The 18439-nt window shown below is 40.8% G+C and carries 15 protein-coding genes; 2 read left to right on the top strand and 13 right to left on the bottom strand.

Annotated features, from left to right (window positions below; genetic code table 11):
* Positions 1-135: 135 nt before the first annotated feature.
* The 3 genes from rlmB to nsrR all read right to left on the bottom strand — a co-directional run bounded on the left by rlmB (position 136) and on the right by nsrR (position 3949).
* Entirely contained in the window at positions 136-885 is a 750-nt protein-coding gene (gene rlmB, locus A1QC_RS12820; protein ID WP_017024884.1) for a 23S rRNA (guanosine(2251)-2'-O)-methyltransferase RlmB, read from the bottom strand.
* Positions 886-920: 35 nt separating this feature from the next.
* Positions 921-3404: a ribonuclease R gene (gene rnr, locus A1QC_RS12815; protein ID WP_017024883.1), complete on the bottom strand. Its 2484-nt coding sequence runs from the start codon at positions 3402-3404 to the stop codon at positions 921-923.
* 119 nt (positions 3405-3523) lie between these two features.
* Positions 3524-3949 carry a nitric oxide-sensing transcriptional repressor NsrR gene (gene nsrR / locus A1QC_RS12810; RefSeq protein ID WP_017024882.1) on the bottom strand — a complete coding sequence of 142 codons (426 nt, stop codon included), beginning with the start codon at positions 3947-3949 and terminating at the stop codon, positions 3524-3526.
* Between the two features lie 110 nt (positions 3950-4059).
* Here nsrR and hmpA point away from each other — a divergent pair, with 110 nt between their 5' ends.
* Positions 4060-5232, top strand: a complete 1173-nt coding sequence (gene hmpA / locus A1QC_RS12805; protein WP_017024881.1) for an NO-inducible flavohemoprotein — start codon at positions 4060-4062, stop codon at positions 5230-5232.
* 125 nt (positions 5233-5357) lie between these two features.
* Here hmpA and A1QC_RS12800 read toward each other — a convergent pair whose 3' ends face one another.
* From A1QC_RS12800 to tsaE, 10 genes are all read right to left on the bottom strand, one after another.
* Complete coding sequence (locus A1QC_RS12800) at positions 5358-6674, bottom strand: adenylosuccinate synthase (protein WP_017024880.1); 1317 nt, start codon at positions 6672-6674, stop codon at positions 5358-5360.
* Positions 6675-6809: 135 nt separating this feature from the next.
* Positions 6810-6995, bottom strand: coding sequence for a DUF2065 domain-containing protein (locus A1QC_RS12795; RefSeq protein ID WP_141706018.1), 186 nt, complete (start codon positions 6993-6995; stop codon positions 6810-6812).
* Positions 6996-7107: 112 nt separating this feature from the next.
* Positions 7108-8091 carry a protease modulator HflC gene (hflC, locus tag A1QC_RS12790; RefSeq protein WP_017024878.1) on the bottom strand — a complete coding sequence of 328 codons (984 nt, stop codon included), beginning with the start codon at positions 8089-8091 and terminating at the stop codon, positions 7108-7110.
* Between the two features lie 2 nt (positions 8092-8093).
* Entirely contained in the window at positions 8094-9284 is a 1191-nt protein-coding gene (hflK, locus tag A1QC_RS12785; protein WP_017024877.1) for an FtsH protease activity modulator HflK, read from the bottom strand.
* Between the two features lie 28 nt (positions 9285-9312).
* Positions 9313-10620, bottom strand: a complete 1308-nt coding sequence (hflX, locus tag A1QC_RS12780) for a ribosome rescue GTPase HflX (RefSeq protein WP_017024876.1) — start codon at positions 10618-10620, stop codon at positions 9313-9315.
* Positions 10621-10646: 26 nt separating this feature from the next.
* Positions 10647-10922 (bottom strand): RNA chaperone Hfq, encoded by a 276-nt coding sequence (hfq, locus tag A1QC_RS12775; protein WP_017024875.1) that lies wholly within the window; start codon positions 10920-10922, stop codon positions 10647-10649.
* Positions 10923-11270: 348 nt separating this feature from the next.
* Positions 11271-12203, bottom strand: a complete 933-nt coding sequence (gene miaA / locus A1QC_RS12770) for a tRNA (adenosine(37)-N6)-dimethylallyltransferase MiaA (RefSeq protein WP_017024874.1) — start codon at positions 12201-12203, stop codon at positions 11271-11273.
* Entirely contained in the window at positions 12200-14182 is a 1983-nt protein-coding gene (gene mutL, locus A1QC_RS12765) for a DNA mismatch repair endonuclease MutL (RefSeq protein WP_017024873.1), read from the bottom strand. Before mutL ends, miaA begins: the two co-directional genes overlap by 4 nt.
* 25 nt (positions 14183-14207) lie before the next feature.
* Complete coding sequence (locus tag A1QC_RS12760; RefSeq protein ID WP_017024872.1) at positions 14208-15917, bottom strand: N-acetylmuramoyl-L-alanine amidase; 1710 nt, start codon at positions 15915-15917, stop codon at positions 14208-14210.
* Positions 15918-15943: 26 nt separating this feature from the next.
* On the bottom strand, positions 15944-16408 hold the full coding sequence (gene tsaE, locus A1QC_RS12755; RefSeq protein ID WP_026025790.1) for a tRNA (adenosine(37)-N6)-threonylcarbamoyltransferase complex ATPase subunit type 1 TsaE: 465 nt from the start codon (positions 16406-16408) through the stop codon (positions 15944-15946).
* Positions 16409-16736: 328 nt separating this feature from the next.
* Between tsaE and queG the strand changes: the two genes are divergently transcribed.
* The gene (gene queG / locus A1QC_RS12750) at positions 16737-17855 is read left to right on the top strand and encodes a tRNA epoxyqueuosine(34) reductase QueG (RefSeq protein WP_017024870.1); all 1119 of its coding nucleotides are present in this window, start codon (positions 16737-16739) and stop codon (positions 17853-17855) included.
* Positions 17856-18439: the final 584 nt, after the last annotated feature.

Raw genomic sequence — 18439 nt, 5'->3', positions numbered from 1 at the left:
CGAGCCTAAGCGAGAGCTGGAATCTAATCACTGTGCTGATATATAGATCCCTGATAGCTCCTTCGCCGCTTCAGAGATGACGGTAATTATTCTTTTCAGATCCTGAGCGCAACGCCCAGGTTCTCGTCAGCCGTTTTAACTTAAACGCTGGCGTACCGCTTCAAACAAACACACACCGGTAGCAACGGACACATTTAAACTTGAAACACTACCCGCCATTGGGATTTTAATTAAATCATCACAAGTTTCACGAGTTAAACGACGCATACCGTCACCTTCTGCGCCCATTACAATAGCTAAAGGCCCCGTTAATTTGGCCTGATAGATATCATGAGTAGCTTCACCCGCCGTTCCCACAAACCAGATACCTTGTTCTTGCAACGCTCTCATTGTACGAGCTAAGTTTGTTACACGAACAAATGGAACTGTCTCAGCCGCACCACAAGCAACTTTGCTTACGGTACCCGTCAAAGGAGCTGACTTATCTTTTGGTACGATAACCGCAGCAACACCCGCTGCATCCGCATTACGTAAACACGCACCAAGATTATGAGGGTCAGTAACGCCATCCAGTACCAATAATAACGGTTGTTCACCTCTAGCAACACACGCGTTAATAATGTCATCTAAATGATGCTCATTTAATTGTTTAGCAGGTTTCACTTTAGCAATAATGCCTTGATGATTAGCGCCTTGCGCTTTGTCATCTAACGCCTTGCGCCCCATTTGTTGTACGGATACACCAAACTTTTGCAGTTGATTAATTACTGGCATCAAGCGGTCATCTTCACGACCTTTTAGTACAAATGCTTCAATTAAACGTGCTGGGTCTTTGTCTAACACAGCATTAATGGCATGAATGCCAAAGATAAATTCGTTACTCATTGTCTACCTTTTAGGGGATATCCCCATATAAATCATTATTTTTTCATTCGTGCACGTTTAGAAGCAGAAGGCTTACTGCGTTTAGGCTTAGTGCCTGGTTTACCAGTTTCTGCAGCTTTAGGTTTACGCTTTTTCTTTTTTGGTTTCGCTTTATCAAGCTTGCCATCTGGGCGCTTGGTTGGTTCAACCAATGGTTTCGCCTTTTGACCTGACTTGTTTGACTTTATACCTTGTGTTTTGGCTGCAGCAGCTTTTTTATCAGCACTAGCGGCATGTTTCTTAGCCGTTTTGCCTTTACCACGAGGCTGTCGAGTCATACCAACAACTTCAAAGTCAATTTGGCGGTCATCAAGATTAACCGCAAGTACTTTCACTTTAACGGTATCACCTAAGCGATAAATCAAACCTGAACTTTCACCTACTAAACGTTGGCCTAGTGGATCAAATTGATAGTAGTCATTTGCTAGTGACGAAATGTGCACTAATCCATCAATGTGTAATTCACTTAATCGTACAAAGAAACCAAAGCCTGTGACATTTGCAATGACACCATCAAGCTCCTCTCCGACATGATCTTGCATGTACTCACATTTCAACCAATCAGACACATCACGAGTAGCATCATCCGCTCTACGCTCTGTGGTTGAACATTGCTCACCGTAAAAATCCATATCATCAAAGGTATAATGGTAACCCCCCGTTGGTGTCCAACGATCGGTATTCACACCTTCATTTTTAGCAATCAGATACTTGATCGCGCGGTGAAGCAATAAGTCAGGGTAACGACGGATCGGCGAAGTAAAGTGGGCATAGCGTTGCAACGCCAACCCAAAGTGACCCGCATTATCCGCATTATAAACCGCCTGCTTCATTGAACGAAGTAGCATGGTTTGGATTAACTCTTTATCTTGTCGTTCACCAATCGCTTTGATGAGCTGAGCATAATCGGTTGGCGTTGGTGTCAACCCGCCAGTTAAATTTAACCCTAGCTCACCAAGAAAATCTCTAAAACCCGTTAATCGCTCTTCACCCGGAGTATCATGTACACGATACAATGCAGGCTCTTTGGCTTTTTCAACAAAAGAAGCCGAAGCAATGTTGGCAAGGATCATACATTCTTCAATGATTTTATGAGCATCATTACGTACCACGGGTTCAATGCGGTCAATTTTACGCAATTCATTAAAGATAAATTTGGTTTCTGTCGTTTCAAATTCAATTGCACCACGATTTTCACGTGCCACTTTAAGAACTTGATACATCTTATGCAGCTCTTCAAGATCCGGAACTAAAGCATGATAACGTTCACGTAGCTCTTCATTGCCATCCAACATGTCGCTCACTTTGTTGTAAGTCAAACGAGCATGTGAATTCATTACTGCTTCATAATGTTTATAGCCTGATAGCTTGCCCGATGCTGAAATAGTCATTTCACATACCATGCACAAGCGGTCTACTTGAGGATTCAAAGAACACAAACCATTCGATAATACTTCAGGTAGCATTGGCACAACTTGTGAAGGGAAATATACCGAGTTACCACGATTAATCGCTTCTTTATCAAGAGCTGTATTCGGGCGAACATAGTAGCTCACATCCGCGATAGCAACCCATAAACGCCAGCCGCCACCTTTCTTAGCTTGGCAATACACCGCATCATCAAAATCACGAGCATCTTCACCATCAATAGTAACAAGAGGCAAATCACGCAGATCGACACGCCCTTCTTTCGCATCTTCTGGGACTTCTTCGCTTAAATGCTCTACTTGTTTTTCAACGGCAACCGGCCATTCATTAGGAATTTGATGAGTGTGAATGGCAATTTGAATTTCCATTCCTGGAGCCATATTTTCACCAAGCACCTCAAGAACTTTCCCCATCATGCCACGAGAACGAGTCGCACGAGAAGTCAACTCAACCACGACCACATTACCCATACGGGCGCCACTGCGGAATTCATCAGGGATTAAAATATCTTGGCTAATACGAGAATCATCAGGCACGACAAAGCAATGGCCTTCTTCGGTAAAGAAGCGACCGACCAAATTGGTTTTTCTCGCTTCAAGAATACGAACTAAACGCCCTTCTTTACGCCCACGTTTGTCTTCACCATTCGGCTGAACCAAGACATAATCACCATGGATCACGGTTCGCATTTGATGATGAGGCAGTAAAACATCATTGTCTTTACCAATACTGCCTTCAGGGCGAACCCAACCAAAACCGTCACGGTGACCTATCACAGTCCCTTTAATTAAGTCAATTTTTTCAGGCAAGGCATAACATTGTCTACGAGTAAAAATCAGCTCACCGTCTCGCTCCATCGCACGTAAGCGTCGGCGTAGCCCTTCATATTGCTCTTCGCCTTTAAGGTTAAGTGCTTCAAATAAATCATTACGATTCATCGGAACATTCGCCGTTTTTAAGAATTCAAGAATGAACTCACGACTTGGGATTGGGTTTTCGTAATTTTGTGATTCTCGATCTGCGAATGGATCAATATGATTGTTTTCGGACATGACAAACCTGCTTATATGCGCAAAGTGTAATTAAGAGTATATCTGAGTGAGACGCTAACCTACAGAAATCGTTTAGATAACCAAATAAATTAAAGCGCAAAAAGATGACAAAATAACGGTTAAACGGGTGTTAGCAGTAATAAAAGTTCATCATTATCAGTTAATAAATCTTTGATCGTGCACTCATCAAGCTGCTGTAAAAAAGCATCTTTGGCTTTAGCTAGCTGAACTTTCAAACGGCAAGCCGCCGTAATATGACAAGCACTTTCTGCACAATTAACGATTTGTAATGGCTCTAAATCTCGAACCACTTCCCCAATAATAATATGTTCAGCTGGCATGCCTAAGCTGATGCCACCATTTTTTCCTCTCACAGCAGTAACATAACCAAGCTGAGCGAGTTTATTAATTATTTTAATCAGATGATTTTTAGGAATACGAAAACGATCACTCACCGCCTGAATACTGGTTCGTTCGCCTGCAGGCAACGCCGCTAAAAAAATCAGCGCTCGTAATCCGTAATCGGTAAATGAAGTTAATTGCATGCGTTCTCCTAAAATATGTTCTGCAAGTATAAATATTACATTGATTAAAAGATACATTTTAGATATAACTTAAACATACATTAAAAATGCAACTTTAAAAGGTATTCATTATGCTTAGCCAATCAACCATTGATATCGTGAAATCGACTGCTCCTCTTATCGCAGAAGCAGGGCCATCTCTTACCGCGCACTTCTATGATCGCATGTTCAAACATCACCCAGAATTGAAAGATGTTTTCAATATCACGCACCAAGAAACTGGCAGCCAAAGAGAAGCACTATTCAATGCTGTATATGGCTACGCATCGAATATCGACAACATTGAAGTTCTGCTGCCTGTGGTAGAGAAAATCGCTCAAAAACACACTAGCTTTAGTATTACCGCTGAACAATATCAAATTGTTGGTACTCATTTATTAGCGACTATCGATGAATTAATGAGCCCAGGGCAAGCCGTGCTGGATGCATGGGCTGAAGCCTATGGTTTATTAGCGAATATATTTATTAATCGCGAAGAAGAGATTTACCAACAAACAGAACAACAAGTTGGTGGCTGGCGTGGCACTCGAGAATTTAAGGTTATCGAGAAAACACCTGAAAGTAATGTGATCACTAGTTTTGTACTTGAACCTGTCGATGGACAACCAGTTATTAATTACCAACCAGGACAATACATTGGTGTTTACTTAAACTCAGACAAGCTTGAATTTCAAGAGATTCGCCAATATAGCTTATCGGATGCACCAAACGGACAGACTTATCGCATTTCTGTAAAGCGTGAAGATCAAGGTGTCGCTTCTAACTACCTACATTCCCATGTAAACGTTGGTGATTCAGTGCAACTAGCCCCACCTGCTGGCGACTTTTTCTTAACGACACAATCAAATACACCTATTGCTTTAATTTCTGCTGGTGTAGGTTTAACGCCTATGCTTTCTATACTTGAAAGTATCAAAAGCACTCACCAAGCGCCTATTCATTGGTTACATGCCGCCGACAATACTGAACGCCATGGCTTCAAAGATCGTATTGCTGACTTAGCCCAAACCACGGCACATTTAAACCAATATTCTTGGTATAAAGAAAGCTCTAGTAATGAGGCCGATTTTTCTGGATTAATGGATTTATCCCAAATCCAAGATGATATTAATTGGCAAGAGACGGATTTTTATCTATGTGGTCCTGTGGTTTTCATGCAGCACGTTGCTAAACAATTAATTGCATTAAAAGTCGCTGAAGCTCAAATTCATTATGAATGTTTTGGTCCTCATAAAGTTTTATAAGCACTTAATTTATAAATACTTAATCTATAAATAATAGATACAAAAAAGCCGACAATTACGTCGGCTTTTCTTATGAAGTTCAAAGTGCATCTCGTAAGAAGAGACATACTTTCATTTAATATCAATTAAGCATTAAATGGATGAACTTTAATGATTGTCTCATTACGATCTGGACCAGTAGAAATAATATCAACTGGAACACCCGTTAGCTCTTCAATACGTTGGATATAATCAAGTGCAGCTTGTGGAAGCGCATCGATTGATTGAGCACCAAAAGTATTTTCAGACCAACCTGGCATGGTTTCGTAAATTGGCGTTGCTTTTTCAAACTCATCAGCAGCCATTGGAGATACTTCCATTACAGAACCATCATCCATTTGGTAGCCCGTACAGATCTTCAACTCTTCTAAGCCATCAAGTACATCAAGCTTAGTTAAGCAGAAACCCGTTAATGAGTTAATTTGAATTGCACGGCGCATAGCCACCGCATCAAACCAGCCAGTACGACGCAGACGACCAGTCGTTGCACCGAATTCGTGACCAACAGTACCAAGATGCTTACCAATTGGATCTTGCTTTTCTAGGCCATCATACAACTCAGTCGGGAATGGACCAGAACCAACTCGCGTACAGTATGCTTTCGCGATACCAAGAATATAACCTAAGTGACGAGGACCAAAACCAGAACCTGCAGCAACACCACCAGCAGTCGTGTTTGAAGAAGTTACATATGGGTAAGTTCCGTGGTCGATATCAAGTAATGTACCTTGAGCGCCTTCAAACATGATTTTATCACCACGTTTACGAGCAGCATCAAGCTCATCAGTGACATCAATAACTAAAGAAGTCAGAAGTTCAGCATAGCCTTTTGCTTGCTCAAGAACGTCTTCATAGCTAACTGCTTCTACTTTGTAGTAGTTCACTAACTGGAAGTTATGGTATTCCATGACTTCTTTTAGTTTTTCAGCAAATGATTCCATATTGAACAAGTCGCCAACACGAAGACCGCGACGAGATACTTTATCTTCGTACGCAGGACCGATACCACGACCAGTTGTACCAATTGCTTTTTTACCACGAGCTAATTCACGAGCTTGGTCTAAAGCAATATGATAAGGAAGAATTAGAGGACAAGCTTCTGAAATGTATAGGCGTTCGCGAACTGGAATACCACGCTCTTCAAGCGGTTTCATTTCATGTAATAAAGCGTCAGGTGAAAGCACTACACCATTACCGATAATGCATTTTACATTATTGCGTAGGATACCTGATGGAATTAAGTGAAGAACGGTTTTTTCACCGTCAATGACTAGAGTGTGACCTGCATTGTGCCCACCTTGATAGCGAACCACATATTTTGCATCTTCAGTTAAAAGGTCAACTATTTTACCTTTACCCTCGTCACCCCATTGGGTGCCCAGAACGACTACGTTATTTCCCATCTTTCCAAGTCTGCCTGCTAGTTAAAAAAGGATTCTAGCATACCCTGTGATCATCTTGCAGTCATTTTTTAGATGAATTTTTATGCACATATAATTTGTAAGGAAAATTATATTATCTGCCAACACTTTACATTGTTAACTCAATGTAACAAAAACCACTACCGCACCCACCAGAATTAAAGCACTGCCAATTTGCTTTAATTGTATATCCGATTGTAAGGCCATTTGCTTAATCATATTACGCCAAGCTTTTGGAAAAAGTGCAGGGCCCATACCTTCAAAAATAAGTAATAGCCCAACCGCAATCATTAACGATGTCACAAGATTCGTCCTCTCTTTTACTTAGTTAAAATCTTTTATTAATTAATATTGAGGTAAAAAGAAAGGCCCATAATAGGACCTTTCTTTGAATAATCATTCGTTTAATGAAGAATTATTTTGCAGATTTTTCACCGTGGCTATCATTCATATATTTGAAGAAATCGCTGCTAGGATCTAAAACTAACAAATCACTCTTATTACTAAATGATTTTTCGTATGCTTTCAATGAGCGTAAGAAGCTATAAAACTCTGGTGCTTGTGTATAAGCTTTAGAGTAAATACCGGCTGCTTTTGCATCCGCTTCACCGCGCGTTACACGAGCAGTTTTGTCAGCTTCAGCTAAAACCGTTGCCACTTCTAGCTCTGCTTGAGCACGAATAACCTCGGCTTTTTCACGACCTTGAGAACGGTGTTTACGAGCCACAGACTCACGCTCGGCACGCATACGACGGTAAATAGACTTATTGATTTCATCAGGTAAATTGATTTTCTTCATACGGAAGTCAACCACTTCAACACCTAAATCTTTCATTGCACTATCACGAGTATCATCAAGAACATTTGTCATGATCTGATCACGCTCACCATCAACTTCTAATGCTTCTTTAGCCGACTCAGGAATAGCGTCTTTATCTTCAATCGAATCTACCGCAACAATATCGCTACGTGGGCCTGATACAATCTCTTTGATCTCACGAGAACCAATTTCAGAACGAAGCACATCTGTCACTTTACGTTCTAATAGTGTTTCTGCTGTGAGGCTATTACCACCACCGGTAGCAAGATAATACTGACCAAAATCACTGATTTTCCATTTTACATAGGTATCAATGATCACGTCTTTTTTCTCTGAGGTCACGAAACGGTCAGAACGTCCATCCATCGTTTGGATACGCGCATCTAACGTTCTCACGCTATCAAAGAACGGCATTTTAATATGTAGACCTGGTGGGTAAATCTTAGATACTTCATTCGTATCTTTCAAAACTCGACCGAAACGAATAACGATACCGCGCTCACCTTCAGGAACAACGAATACCGACATCAAAGTCACAACAATTAAAATTGCCACTAAAGGGATAATTAACTTACGCATGCTTAGAATCTCCCTTTACGTGTTGAGTTCGTGTTGTCAGTTTGATCCGACTCATCACCATTGTTGCTAGAGTCCAACTTAATACCATCATATTCTGCTGATGATTTATCTCCGGTACGTGCCTTCGCAGGCTGTGCTTGAGATTGAGAAATCAACTTATCAATAGGCAGATATAACATGTTGCCCGATGACTCAGAATCAATCAGCACTTTCGAACTATGAGAATAAATCTTTTCCATAGAATCTAAGTACAAACGATCACGAGTAACACCCGGAGCAGCTTGGTATTCAGGAAGCAATTTCTCGAACTGCGCTACCTGACCAATCGCTTCGTTAACTGTTCGTTCAGTGTAACCCTGAGCTTCTTTCTTCAGACGCTCAGCACGACCTGTAGCTTTTGGTAAAATTTCATTTTTGTATGCTTCTGCTTCACGGATGAAGCGCTCTTCATCTTCTCGCGCTGCAATCGCATCATCAAAGGCATCTTTCACTTGCTCTGGTGGACGTGATGATTGGAAGTTCACATCAATAACCGTTAAACCCATATCGTATTTATCGATAATTTGATTCAATGTTTTTTCAGTTTCTTGACGGATCTCTTGACGACCACTTGTCAAAATACTGTCCATCAAAGAATCACCAATTACCGCACGCAGTGCAGAATCAGTGGCTTGACGTAGACTGTCATCCGCGTTCGTTACTCGGTATAAATATTTATAAGGGTCGGATACTCGATATTGCACGCCCATCTCTACCGTTACAACGTTTTCATCTTTTGTCAGCATCAAACCAGATGCATTCAATGAACGAATCGCTTGAACGTTAACTGGTGTCACTTCATCAATAAAACGTGGACGCCAGTTAAGACCTGGATCAACCATACGTTCATATTTACCTAAACGAAGTACAACACCTCGCTCGGCTTCACCGATTGTATAGAAACCTGAAAATACCCAGATAAGGATCGCAATAATTACAATGGCACCAAAGCCCATCGCACTACCACCACCAAAAATAGGGCTACCGTTTCCTTTTTTCCCAAACTTGCCGCCTAACTTTTGGCTCAGTTTATTAAAAACCTCATCCAAATCAGGTGGACCTTGTTCACGACCACCACGATTTTTATTCTTACCCCAAGGGTCGTTATCGCGGCCGTTATTGTCGTTGTTATTTCCTGGCTCATTCCACGCCATTAGAAAGCTCCATCGTATAGATATGACGTTATACTGTCGCAGCCATGGTTGTGACGATAAAGTCACTCAAAACTGCCCCTTCTCTTTTTTCTAATCTTAACCAATCGACTTGTTGCATTCGAATGTCGATCAATAAATTGCCTTCATCATCATACTTTTCGTCTTGAATTGCATTCATTTGAAAAAATATGCTTTTGATACGACCTTGATGCATTGGAGGTATACACAACTGATATTGAACAATCTGGCTTACTAAGCGCTCAGTTAACGCAGTGAAGAGTAGATCAATACCTAGCCCTTCCATCGCTGAAACCCAGACTACACGAGGAGTACCCTCATCATCTCGTTCAATTCTTGGTTTTTGATTATCCATGCAATCAATCTTGTTCATCACTAAAAGTGAAGGAACCTCATGAGCATCAATTTCTTCAAGTACCTCATTAACCGCATGGATATTCTCACGAAAACGGTCATCACTTGCATCAACAACATGTAACAAAATGTCAGCTTCTTGCGTTTCTTGCAATGTCGCTTTAAATGCTGCAACTAAGTCATGGGGTAAATGTCGAATGAATCCAACCGTATCCGCTAGGATTGAAGTCCCAACATCATCAAGCTCGATCTTTCTTAAGGTAGGATCTAATGTCGCAAATAACTGATCTGCGGCGTAAACCCCAGCCTCTGTTATACAGTTGAATAAACTAGATTTACCCGCATTGGTATAACCGACAAGAGAAATGGTCGGAATCTCTGCCCTTTGTCTTGCTTTACGGCCTTGTTCACGCTGTTTGGCGACTTTAGCTAAACGGCGTAAAATCGCCTTGATACGCTCTCTCAGTAAGCGTCTATCCGTTTCCAACTGAGTTTCACCTGGACCACGTAAACCAATGCCACCTTTTTGCCGCTCTAAGTGCGTCCAGCCTCGAATCAAACGCGTAGATAAATGACGCAATTGCGCCAATTCCACTTGCATTTTACCTTCATGGGTTCGAGCTCTTTGAGCGAAAATATCTAAGATGAGACCGGTACGATCAAGAACACGACACTGACATAAATATTCTAAATTTCGTTCTTGAGCTGGTGATAAGGCGTGATTAAAAATCACAATCTCAGCACCAAGCGCTTTCACTGTATCGGCAATTTCTTGCGCTTTACCCGTCCCAACATAGTATTTCGTATGTGGGGATTGGCGGCTGCCTGTTACAACCTGTAGCGATGTGACGCCAGCGGAAGATACCAGCATTTCAAATTCGCTGAGATCTTCCCACTCACCTTCTTGTGTGAAGTTGACATGAACAAGTACAGCCTGCTCACCGGCTTCATAACGGTCAAACAAACAATCCGCTCCTTAATTGATAGTTATTAATCTTCTGAACTCTCTTGTTGAGGGCGTTCAGTGCGATCACCTTGAGGACGTTCTGGCGCATGATGGCTAACTGCGCGAGCAGGAACCACTGTTGAGATCGCATGCTTATAAACCATTTGATTTACTGTATTTTTTAATAAGATCACGAATTGATCAAACGATTCAATTTGACCTTGCAGCTTAATTCCATTTACTAGGTAAATAGACACTGGGATGCGTTCACGACGTAACGCGTTCAAGAATGGGTCTTGTAAAGATTGCCCCTTAGCCATTTTTATATTCCTTATTTTGTTTGTTATTTTATTTTTAGCTAACCTTCGTCTCTCTACTTCATTGCCAAAAACTCTTAACGTAGAAATCAAAAGTACTTACTTACAATACAGTGCTAAGATTTTTAGTGTGCGACTAAAAACTGTGCATTAACGAATGAACTCATTCGACTGTTTAAAATTACCATTACATCAGGGGGTTCTACCTTGAAATCCTTGTTCTGATGTAACTTTTTTAGCGCATTTACAGTATATACCTAAACCTACTCAAGATGACATCTGTATAAGAATTTACTCACTTTCATGTGTACAGTTTTTTAAACTGGTTCAATAAAAATGCACTTTTGACAATTAAAGATCAATGGCTTCAGATAACGTTACCAATGATGATTCAATATCTTCACTATCTAGCCACTTCAATTCATTCCAACTGCGTAACCAAGTGATCTGCCTTTTAGCAAGTTGGCGAGTTGCACACACACCACGGAAAACGGCTTCATCAAGTGTGCCATTTCCGTCTAAGTATTCCCACACCTGACGATACCCTACACAACGAATGGCAGGGAGATCAAGGTGAAGATCGCCTCTTTGATGCAGTTTCTGTACTTCTTGTTCAAAACCAGCTTCAATCATTTTTTCAAAACGCAGTTCAATTCGACGATGTAATTCGGATCTTTCTTTTGGCATTACCGCAAATTGCTTAACCCGATAAGGAAGCGCTTCACCTTTTTGCTGCGTTAATTCAGTTAAGCTTTTGCCTGAGATTCGAAATACTTCTAAGGCTCGCGATAAACGCTGAGGATCGTTGGGGTGTATTCTTTCCGCTGATACCGGGTCAATATCGGCCAATTCACGATGTAAAACTTCCCAACCTTTCTCTTTTGCTTCCAATTCTATCTGCATACGAATATCAGGATCCGCAGCCGGTAATGGCGATAAACCTTCAAGTAACGCTTTGTAATATAACATTGTACCGCCAACCAACAACGGTATCTTACCTTGCGCGACAATCTCATCCATTTCACGTAATGCATCTCGCCGAAAATCAGCAGCCGAATAAGATTCACTCGGATCTAAAATATCAATTAATCGATGCGGTGCAAGTGCTAACTCTTCAGCGTTCGGCTTTGCTGTACCTATATCCATTCCTTTATAAATTAAGGCAGAATCGACACTGATAATTTCAATCGGATATTTTTGCCTTAAACGAATAGCCAGCTCTGTTTTACCTGACGCTGTTGGCCCCATAAGAAAAAGAGCAAGAGGATATGAAGATTGAGTCATGATAGCAACGCCGAAATAGGTGCAGAAAAATCTACAGGTTGAATCCAATGATAATGGTCAAAAGGCAGATCCTTGCCCCAAATATGTTCAAGATCCGACACGATTTGAATCGCCTCAGACAAGGTATATTGTGATTTTACCTCAACAATCTTGCTCGTTATCCACTGGGTAATCAACCCTTGATTAATTGTGGGTTGTGATTTTATAAAATTAAAGAGTTCTGGGAGCAGTTGTTGAAGGTTTTGTTGGCGTAGAGGTTGTGGTACGCCCATGACCATGACACTGGTTTTGCCTTTCGCTTTTAACTCGAGTCCAAGCTGAGAAAAGACCAAATGATTAACGGCGACAACCGTCATATCATCTAATGTCATGGGTATATTCAATGGAATTAATAATGGCTGAGATTTCAGTGCTTGATTATCAATTAGCCTTAACTGACCTTCTACTCTCAGTTTCGCTGCTTTATTAACATCCACTAGCAAGCAGCCTTCTGAATTTTGCATCAGTAAACATTGCCCTTCAATAATGGCTAATGCTTTCCCTAACTCAGTGACTTGAAATGAGGTTGTTTCTATCTCTATTGTTTTATGCTGTGACAAAGCGTTTGGCTGCGGACGTTTTTTCGTAGGAGCGTGATCGTGCCCTTCAACGCCTGTTGACTGACTGTCATCAGGTATCTCAGAAACAACATGCTCATACTTGCAAGGCGCAGGCGAAATTGGCTCAAATAAAGCTCGGTAAGCATCACTTTGTTTGCGTTGAATATCAGAAGAGTTGGATTTAGGATGATAGGTTTGACCTTGCTTACCTTTACCACGACTCATTTGAGAGTCATCAGAAGCCCAAGCATTTTGGGGCGTTGACTCTTTAAAAGCTGAAGTCGGTAAGGAAAGCTCTTGTATAGAATAAGCGCCACCCTGCTCGTTAGAAGGTGATGTGATTGCATAAGCGGACTTAGCAATCATAGGCTTAACCAATTCAATACTTTGTGCCAAAGCATCACTTAACGCTTGGTAAATAAAGTCATGCACTAAACGCGCTTGATGAAAACGAACTTCATGTTTGGCTGGATGAACATTGACATCCACTTGATGAGGATCTATTTCAATAAATAATACATAAGTTGCAAATTGTTCTGGTCGTAATGCCGATTCATAACTTTGTCGAATGGCATGATTGATCAGTTTATCACGCATCATTCGACCATTAACGTAACAGTACTGTAAGTCACTTTGACTACGCGCACCATCAGGCGTGGTTATCCATCCCTTTAACTTAAGATCATCATGATCAAGCGTGATCGCGACTGCGTGTTCCATAAAGTTTGAACCACACACTGCAGCAACACGTTTCTCTATTTGAATATCAGTCTTAGCCGCTCGATATTGACGGATCACTTTACCGTTGTGCCTTAAAGTGATCGACACCGAAAAACAACTTAATGCAATGCGCTTTAAAAGCTCATCAATATGAGTAAATTCGGTTTTTTCAGTTCGAAGAAATTTACGACGTGCTGGAGTATTGAAAAAAAGATCAACAACTTCAACCGTGGTACCAACAGGATGAGCCGCGGGGGTTAACTGAACCGCCATATCACGACCTTCCGCGTAAGCAGACCAAGCTTCACCTTGAGTTGCGGTTCGAGAGGTTAATGTTAAGCGAGATACCGAACTAATACTGGCTAATGCTTCACCACGAAAGCCCAAGCTAAGAATGGCTTCAAGATCATCTAAACTATGTATTTTAGACGTCGCATGGCGACTTAATGCCAAGCCAAGCTCATCCTTTTCAATACCAGATCCGTTATCACGTACTCGGATTAACTTACTGCCACCTTTTTCAATATCCACATCAATTCGAGTCGCCCCCGAGTCAATGCTATTCTCAACCAATTCTTTGACTACCGAGGCTGGACGTTCTACCACCTCACCAGCGGCAATTTGGTTCGCCAGTCGAGCAGGTAAAATTTTAATTGCCATATCGCTAGTGCACCATTAAGTGTGTTTATGATTGTGGTATTGTCAGCTCTTGTCCAACCGCTAAACTATCTGAACGTAAATTATTTGCCTTACGCAACTCAGTAATACTCACGCCATACTTGTCTGCAATTTTACCTAAGAAGTCCCCACGCTGAACTTTATACGTTGTGGTTTTACTGCTGCTTTTGACTGTGATCTGTAACTTCTGGCCAACGTTGACAGTATTAGAACGTAAGTTATTTTGATCTTTAATGCTCTGCATCGAGACTGAATATTGTTCAGCAATCTTACCTAAATATTCACCTCGTTTGACCACATGTGTCACAACATCAGAATGATAAGATAAAGCCGCTGGAGCGCTTGTTTTAGCTGTTGAATTTGGCGCAGCAACCTTAAGCTCCTGCCCTACCGCCAAACTACTACTTTTCAAATTATTCCACTTGGTTAAATTGGCTGTCGTTGTGCCATAATTTTGTGCAATAACAGAAAGAGACTCGCCACTTCTCACTTTATGAGTCGTTCCCGATGGATGACTCACGACAATCATGCCTTCCGGTGGATTATCTTTAAAGTATTGCTTAATCGCATTTGAAATTGCTCCTGCCAACTTATCTTGATGATAATTCTGAACAAGTAATTTCTCTTCCGCAGGGTTAGAGATAAAACCTGTTTCAACTAAAATCGATGGGATATCTGGCGACTTTAATACTGCCAGACTTGCATATACCGGCTTTGATGTATGCATACGAGTAATCTGTCTTAACTCTTTAATCACATGAAGAGCAAGCTTGTTACCTTCGGTTTGAGAGTGACTAAATTGCAGGTCTAATACAGTTTGGCTAACATTCTTATCATTGTTATTTTTCGACAGCAAGATACCACCACCACCGAGTAGCTCAGACTGTTCTTCTTTTTTAACTACCCAACGTCCAATTTCAGTATTAGCCCGGCGAGTACTTAACACAAATACCGATGCGCCTCTTGGTCCAGATGTTGTATAGCTATCGGCATGAATAGAAACCAATAACAAGGCTTTATTTTTCCGTGCAATTTCTGAGCGCTTATTTAGGTTAACGTAATAATCACCTGTTCGAGTGAGCACGGCATGAACATTGGAGGTCGAGTTCAATTTCGACACCACTTTTTTAGCAATAGCTAAATTGATGTGTTTTTCATATTTACGGGTTGGCCCAATAGAGCCGGGATCTTCACCGCCATGCCCGGGATCAATTGCTACCACGATTTTAGTAGATACACGAGATGTCGTAACCGGCGTAGATTTTACTTCAGGTGCAGCTTTTACGGTTGCAGGAGCTGGCGCATCAGTGCCGTTAGTATTACTCGAAGAACCTGACTCTTCATGGGTAAAATCAAGCACTAATCGATGTCCATACTGACCATCCGACGTCGGTGGTAGTTTAAACACTTCCGGCTTCATCGCTTGTGTTAACTCAAAGACTAATCGGTAAGTACCTGCTTTAGGGGCACTACTTTTTCGAATCGTCGTAAGTACCTTACTATCTGTCACTTTTATTGGAAGTGACGTTTTTAAAGTAGTGTTTTGTATGTCCACCACAATACGGTCAGGGCTTGATAAAGCGAAATAACTAAAAGTAGGTTCTTCCCCCATATCCATCACCACACGAGTATCATGAGGAGAAGGCCAAACACGGATACTATTTATAGTATTAGCAGAAGCTTGAAATGATGCCCCTAAAACGAGGGCAATGAGCACACAAAAGGCTCTCCAACTAAAATGTTTCAACTCAATTCCAACTTATTTAATAAAGATTGCCCATATTCACTATTTGCAGTGACTAATACTTGCCTTTGTGTCTCTAGATAACGCAATTCAATATCAAGATCAGGTTCAGGTAACATACCTACGCCTTTCTCTGGCCATTCAACCAAACAAATAGCATCCTCGGTAAAATAATCTCTGATCCCCATGAATTCTAATTCTTCAGGATCCGCTAAGCGGTACAAATCAAAATGATAGACTTGCCACTCATCTAATTGATAAGGCTCAACTAATGTATATGTTGGGCTTTTCACATTACCGATATGCCCTAAAGCTCGGACAAAACCACGACTGAAGGTTGTCTTCCCTGCCCCTAAATCCCCATGAAGGTAGATTGTTGTTTGTTGAGAGCATAAATGTGCAAGCTGAGTACCAAGGTTAATGGTCGCGACTTCATCGATTAAAATAGCTTGCTTTGTACGCATAATATTGTTGTTACCCATAACAGAAACAGTATTGATTAACATAAAGTGTATATCGCTTTAAACATCACTATACCCAAGTAGCTTCAAGATGCAGAGTTCACTTGGGTATATATAACGATAGTAAACTGACTTGGTTTAGAGAGACAAGTGCTCAAGTATCTTATTATTCTATATATTGACGCTAAATTCTAAATAAAGTGTCAAATTAATATAGAAGATGCGTCAAATCCTCCTCAATAGGTCCTACCTTACCCAATTATCATCGATGAAGGATCCTAACTCATGCTAGAATTTAATCTCTTATTTATGCCTAAATAGCCAATTCATCATGAACTACGATCAACTAGCCAGCAATATAAAAACTTGGGGACAAGAATTAGGATTTCAAAAAGTTGGGATCACTGATATTGATCTCAGTGACCATGAAGTGCAACTCCAACGTTGGTTAGATGCCGGCTATCATGGCACCATGGATTGGATGGCAAGGCATGGCATGATGCGTGCACGTCCAGAGGAATTGCATCCAGGAACGACTAGAGTCATTAGTGTTCGTATGGATTATCTCCCACCAGAAGCACAATTTGCTTCCAATCTTGCCGATACCACCCAAGCTTATATTAGCCGTTATGCACTTGGCCGCGATTATCACAAGCTAATGAGAAACCAATTAAAGAAACTAGGGGAACGCATTGAAGAGGAAGTCGGCAAGTTGGGTTATCGCCCTTTTGTTGATTCTGCACCTATTTTAGAAAGGCCGCTCGCTCAAAAAGCAGGATTAGGTTGGGCAGGCAAACACTCACTTATCTTAGATAAAGAGGCTGGATCATGGTTTTTCCTCGGTGAGTTATTCGTTGATATCCCTCTACCTATAGATAAGCCCCAAACTGATCAATGTGGAAAATGCACAGCTTGCATCACCTCATGTCCAACCGGTGCGATTGTTGAAAACGGTGTTATTGATGCACGTTTATGTATTTCTTATCTCACCATCGAGTTCGATGGAATAATACCAGAACATTTGCGTTCAAAAATGGGGAATCGCATTTATGGTTGCGATGATTGCCAATTAGTTTGCCCATGGAATAGAGAAGCGGATGTCACAAAACAAAATGCCTTTCATCGTAAAGATATTTTTCAAGATTCTAGCCTACTCACTTTATTTCAGTGGAATGAACCTCTGTTTTTAAAAAATATGGAAGGCTCTGCTATACGCAGAATTGGTCATCAACAATGGCTTAGAAACTTAGCTATCGCTCTTGGCAACGCACCTTTCTCACCAGATATCACTGAAGCGCTTAAAACAAGATTAGGCCTCTCTGAATTACTCGATGAACACATTCATTGGGCTTTAGCTCAACAGCACGATAAAAACCAACATTTAGCACGAAATACTAAATTAGATCGACTAGTTAGAATTATAGGTAAAGGGCTACCCAGAGATGCATAGTGATGTAGGTCTAAAAAATATTGTCGTTATGTGGAAAAAGTGACAAAGCAGACAGTGTGACAAGGCATATCAAAAAGTTAAACACATTCAAAATAAATGATAAAGATCAAGTAAAACTCAAATAAAGATCCTTTTTTACCCCTGTTTTTTTATACAGCTAGATGTGTTGAGCATTTAAAAACAACAACTTACGTTAACTTTAATGTTTTTAAGTTTAAAATATAAAGCCTTGGATCCCTTTACATTGAAGTTTAATGACAGTTAAAAAACAACTTACACACCAAGTTATCCACAAAGAATACTCTGTGGATAAAGTTGTAGATAAATGTTTTTATTTCTTAAACATATGTGGAGAACCACAAAGATAGAAAACACAGAAATGAATATTGTCAGCCAGTGAGCTTATGTTATAAAGCTTACTAAAGCTGCAAGATATAAATACTAGTATCCAAAGAGCAGAAATCCAGTCAAAACTGAATTTTATTTTATGAATCACAATCAAAGATTCATTATATTGCAGAGAATAAAAAACGATCTCATGTGAGATCGTTTTTTATTTTATTTGGAGCGACACACGAGGTTCG

The sequence above is a fragment of the Vibrio rumoiensis 1S-45 genome (assembly GCF_000286955.2).
Lineage (GTDB): Bacteria > Pseudomonadota > Gammaproteobacteria > Enterobacterales > Vibrionaceae > Vibrio > Vibrio rumoiensis_A.
This window is presented reverse-complemented; position numbering and strand designations above follow the sequence as displayed.

Excerpts from the sequence above, each read along its gene's own strand:
- rlmB (WP_017024884.1), bottom strand. The coding sequence starts at position 885 with ATGAGTAACGAATTTATCTTTGGCATTCATGCCATTAATGCTGTGTTA.
- rnr (WP_017024883.1), bottom strand. The coding sequence starts at position 3,404 with ATGTCCGAAAACAATCATATTGATCCATTCGCAGATCGAGAATCACAA.
- hflC (WP_017024878.1), bottom strand. The coding sequence starts at position 8,091 with ATGCGTAAGTTAATTATCCCTTTAGTGGCAATTTTAATTGTTGTGACT.
- hflK (WP_017024877.1), bottom strand. The coding sequence starts at position 9,284 with ATGGCGTGGAATGAGCCAGGAAATAACAACGACAATAACGGCCGCGAT.
- nsrR (WP_017024882.1), bottom strand. The coding sequence starts at position 3,949 with ATGCAATTAACTTCATTTACCGATTACGGATTACGAGCGCTGATTTTT.
- tsaE (WP_026025790.1), bottom strand. The coding sequence starts at position 16,408 with ATGCGTACAAAGCAAGCTATTTTAATCGATGAAGTCGCGACCATTAAC.
- A1QC_RS12800 (WP_017024880.1), bottom strand. The coding sequence starts at position 6,674 with ATGGGAAATAACGTAGTCGTTCTGGGCACCCAATGGGGTGACGAGGGT.
- hmpA (WP_017024881.1), top strand. The coding sequence starts at position 4,060 with ATGCTTAGCCAATCAACCATTGATATCGTGAAATCGACTGCTCCTCTT.
- miaA (WP_017024874.1), bottom strand. The coding sequence starts at position 12,203 with ATGACTCAATCTTCATATCCTCTTGCTCTTTTTCTTATGGGGCCAACA.
- mutL (WP_017024873.1), bottom strand. The coding sequence starts at position 14,182 with ATGGCAATTAAAATTTTACCTGCTCGACTGGCGAACCAAATTGCCGCT.
- hfq (WP_017024875.1), bottom strand. The coding sequence starts at position 10,922 with ATGGCTAAGGGGCAATCTTTACAAGACCCATTCTTGAACGCGTTACGT.
- queG (WP_017024870.1), top strand. The coding sequence starts at position 16,737 with ATGAACTACGATCAACTAGCCAGCAATATAAAAACTTGGGGACAAGAA.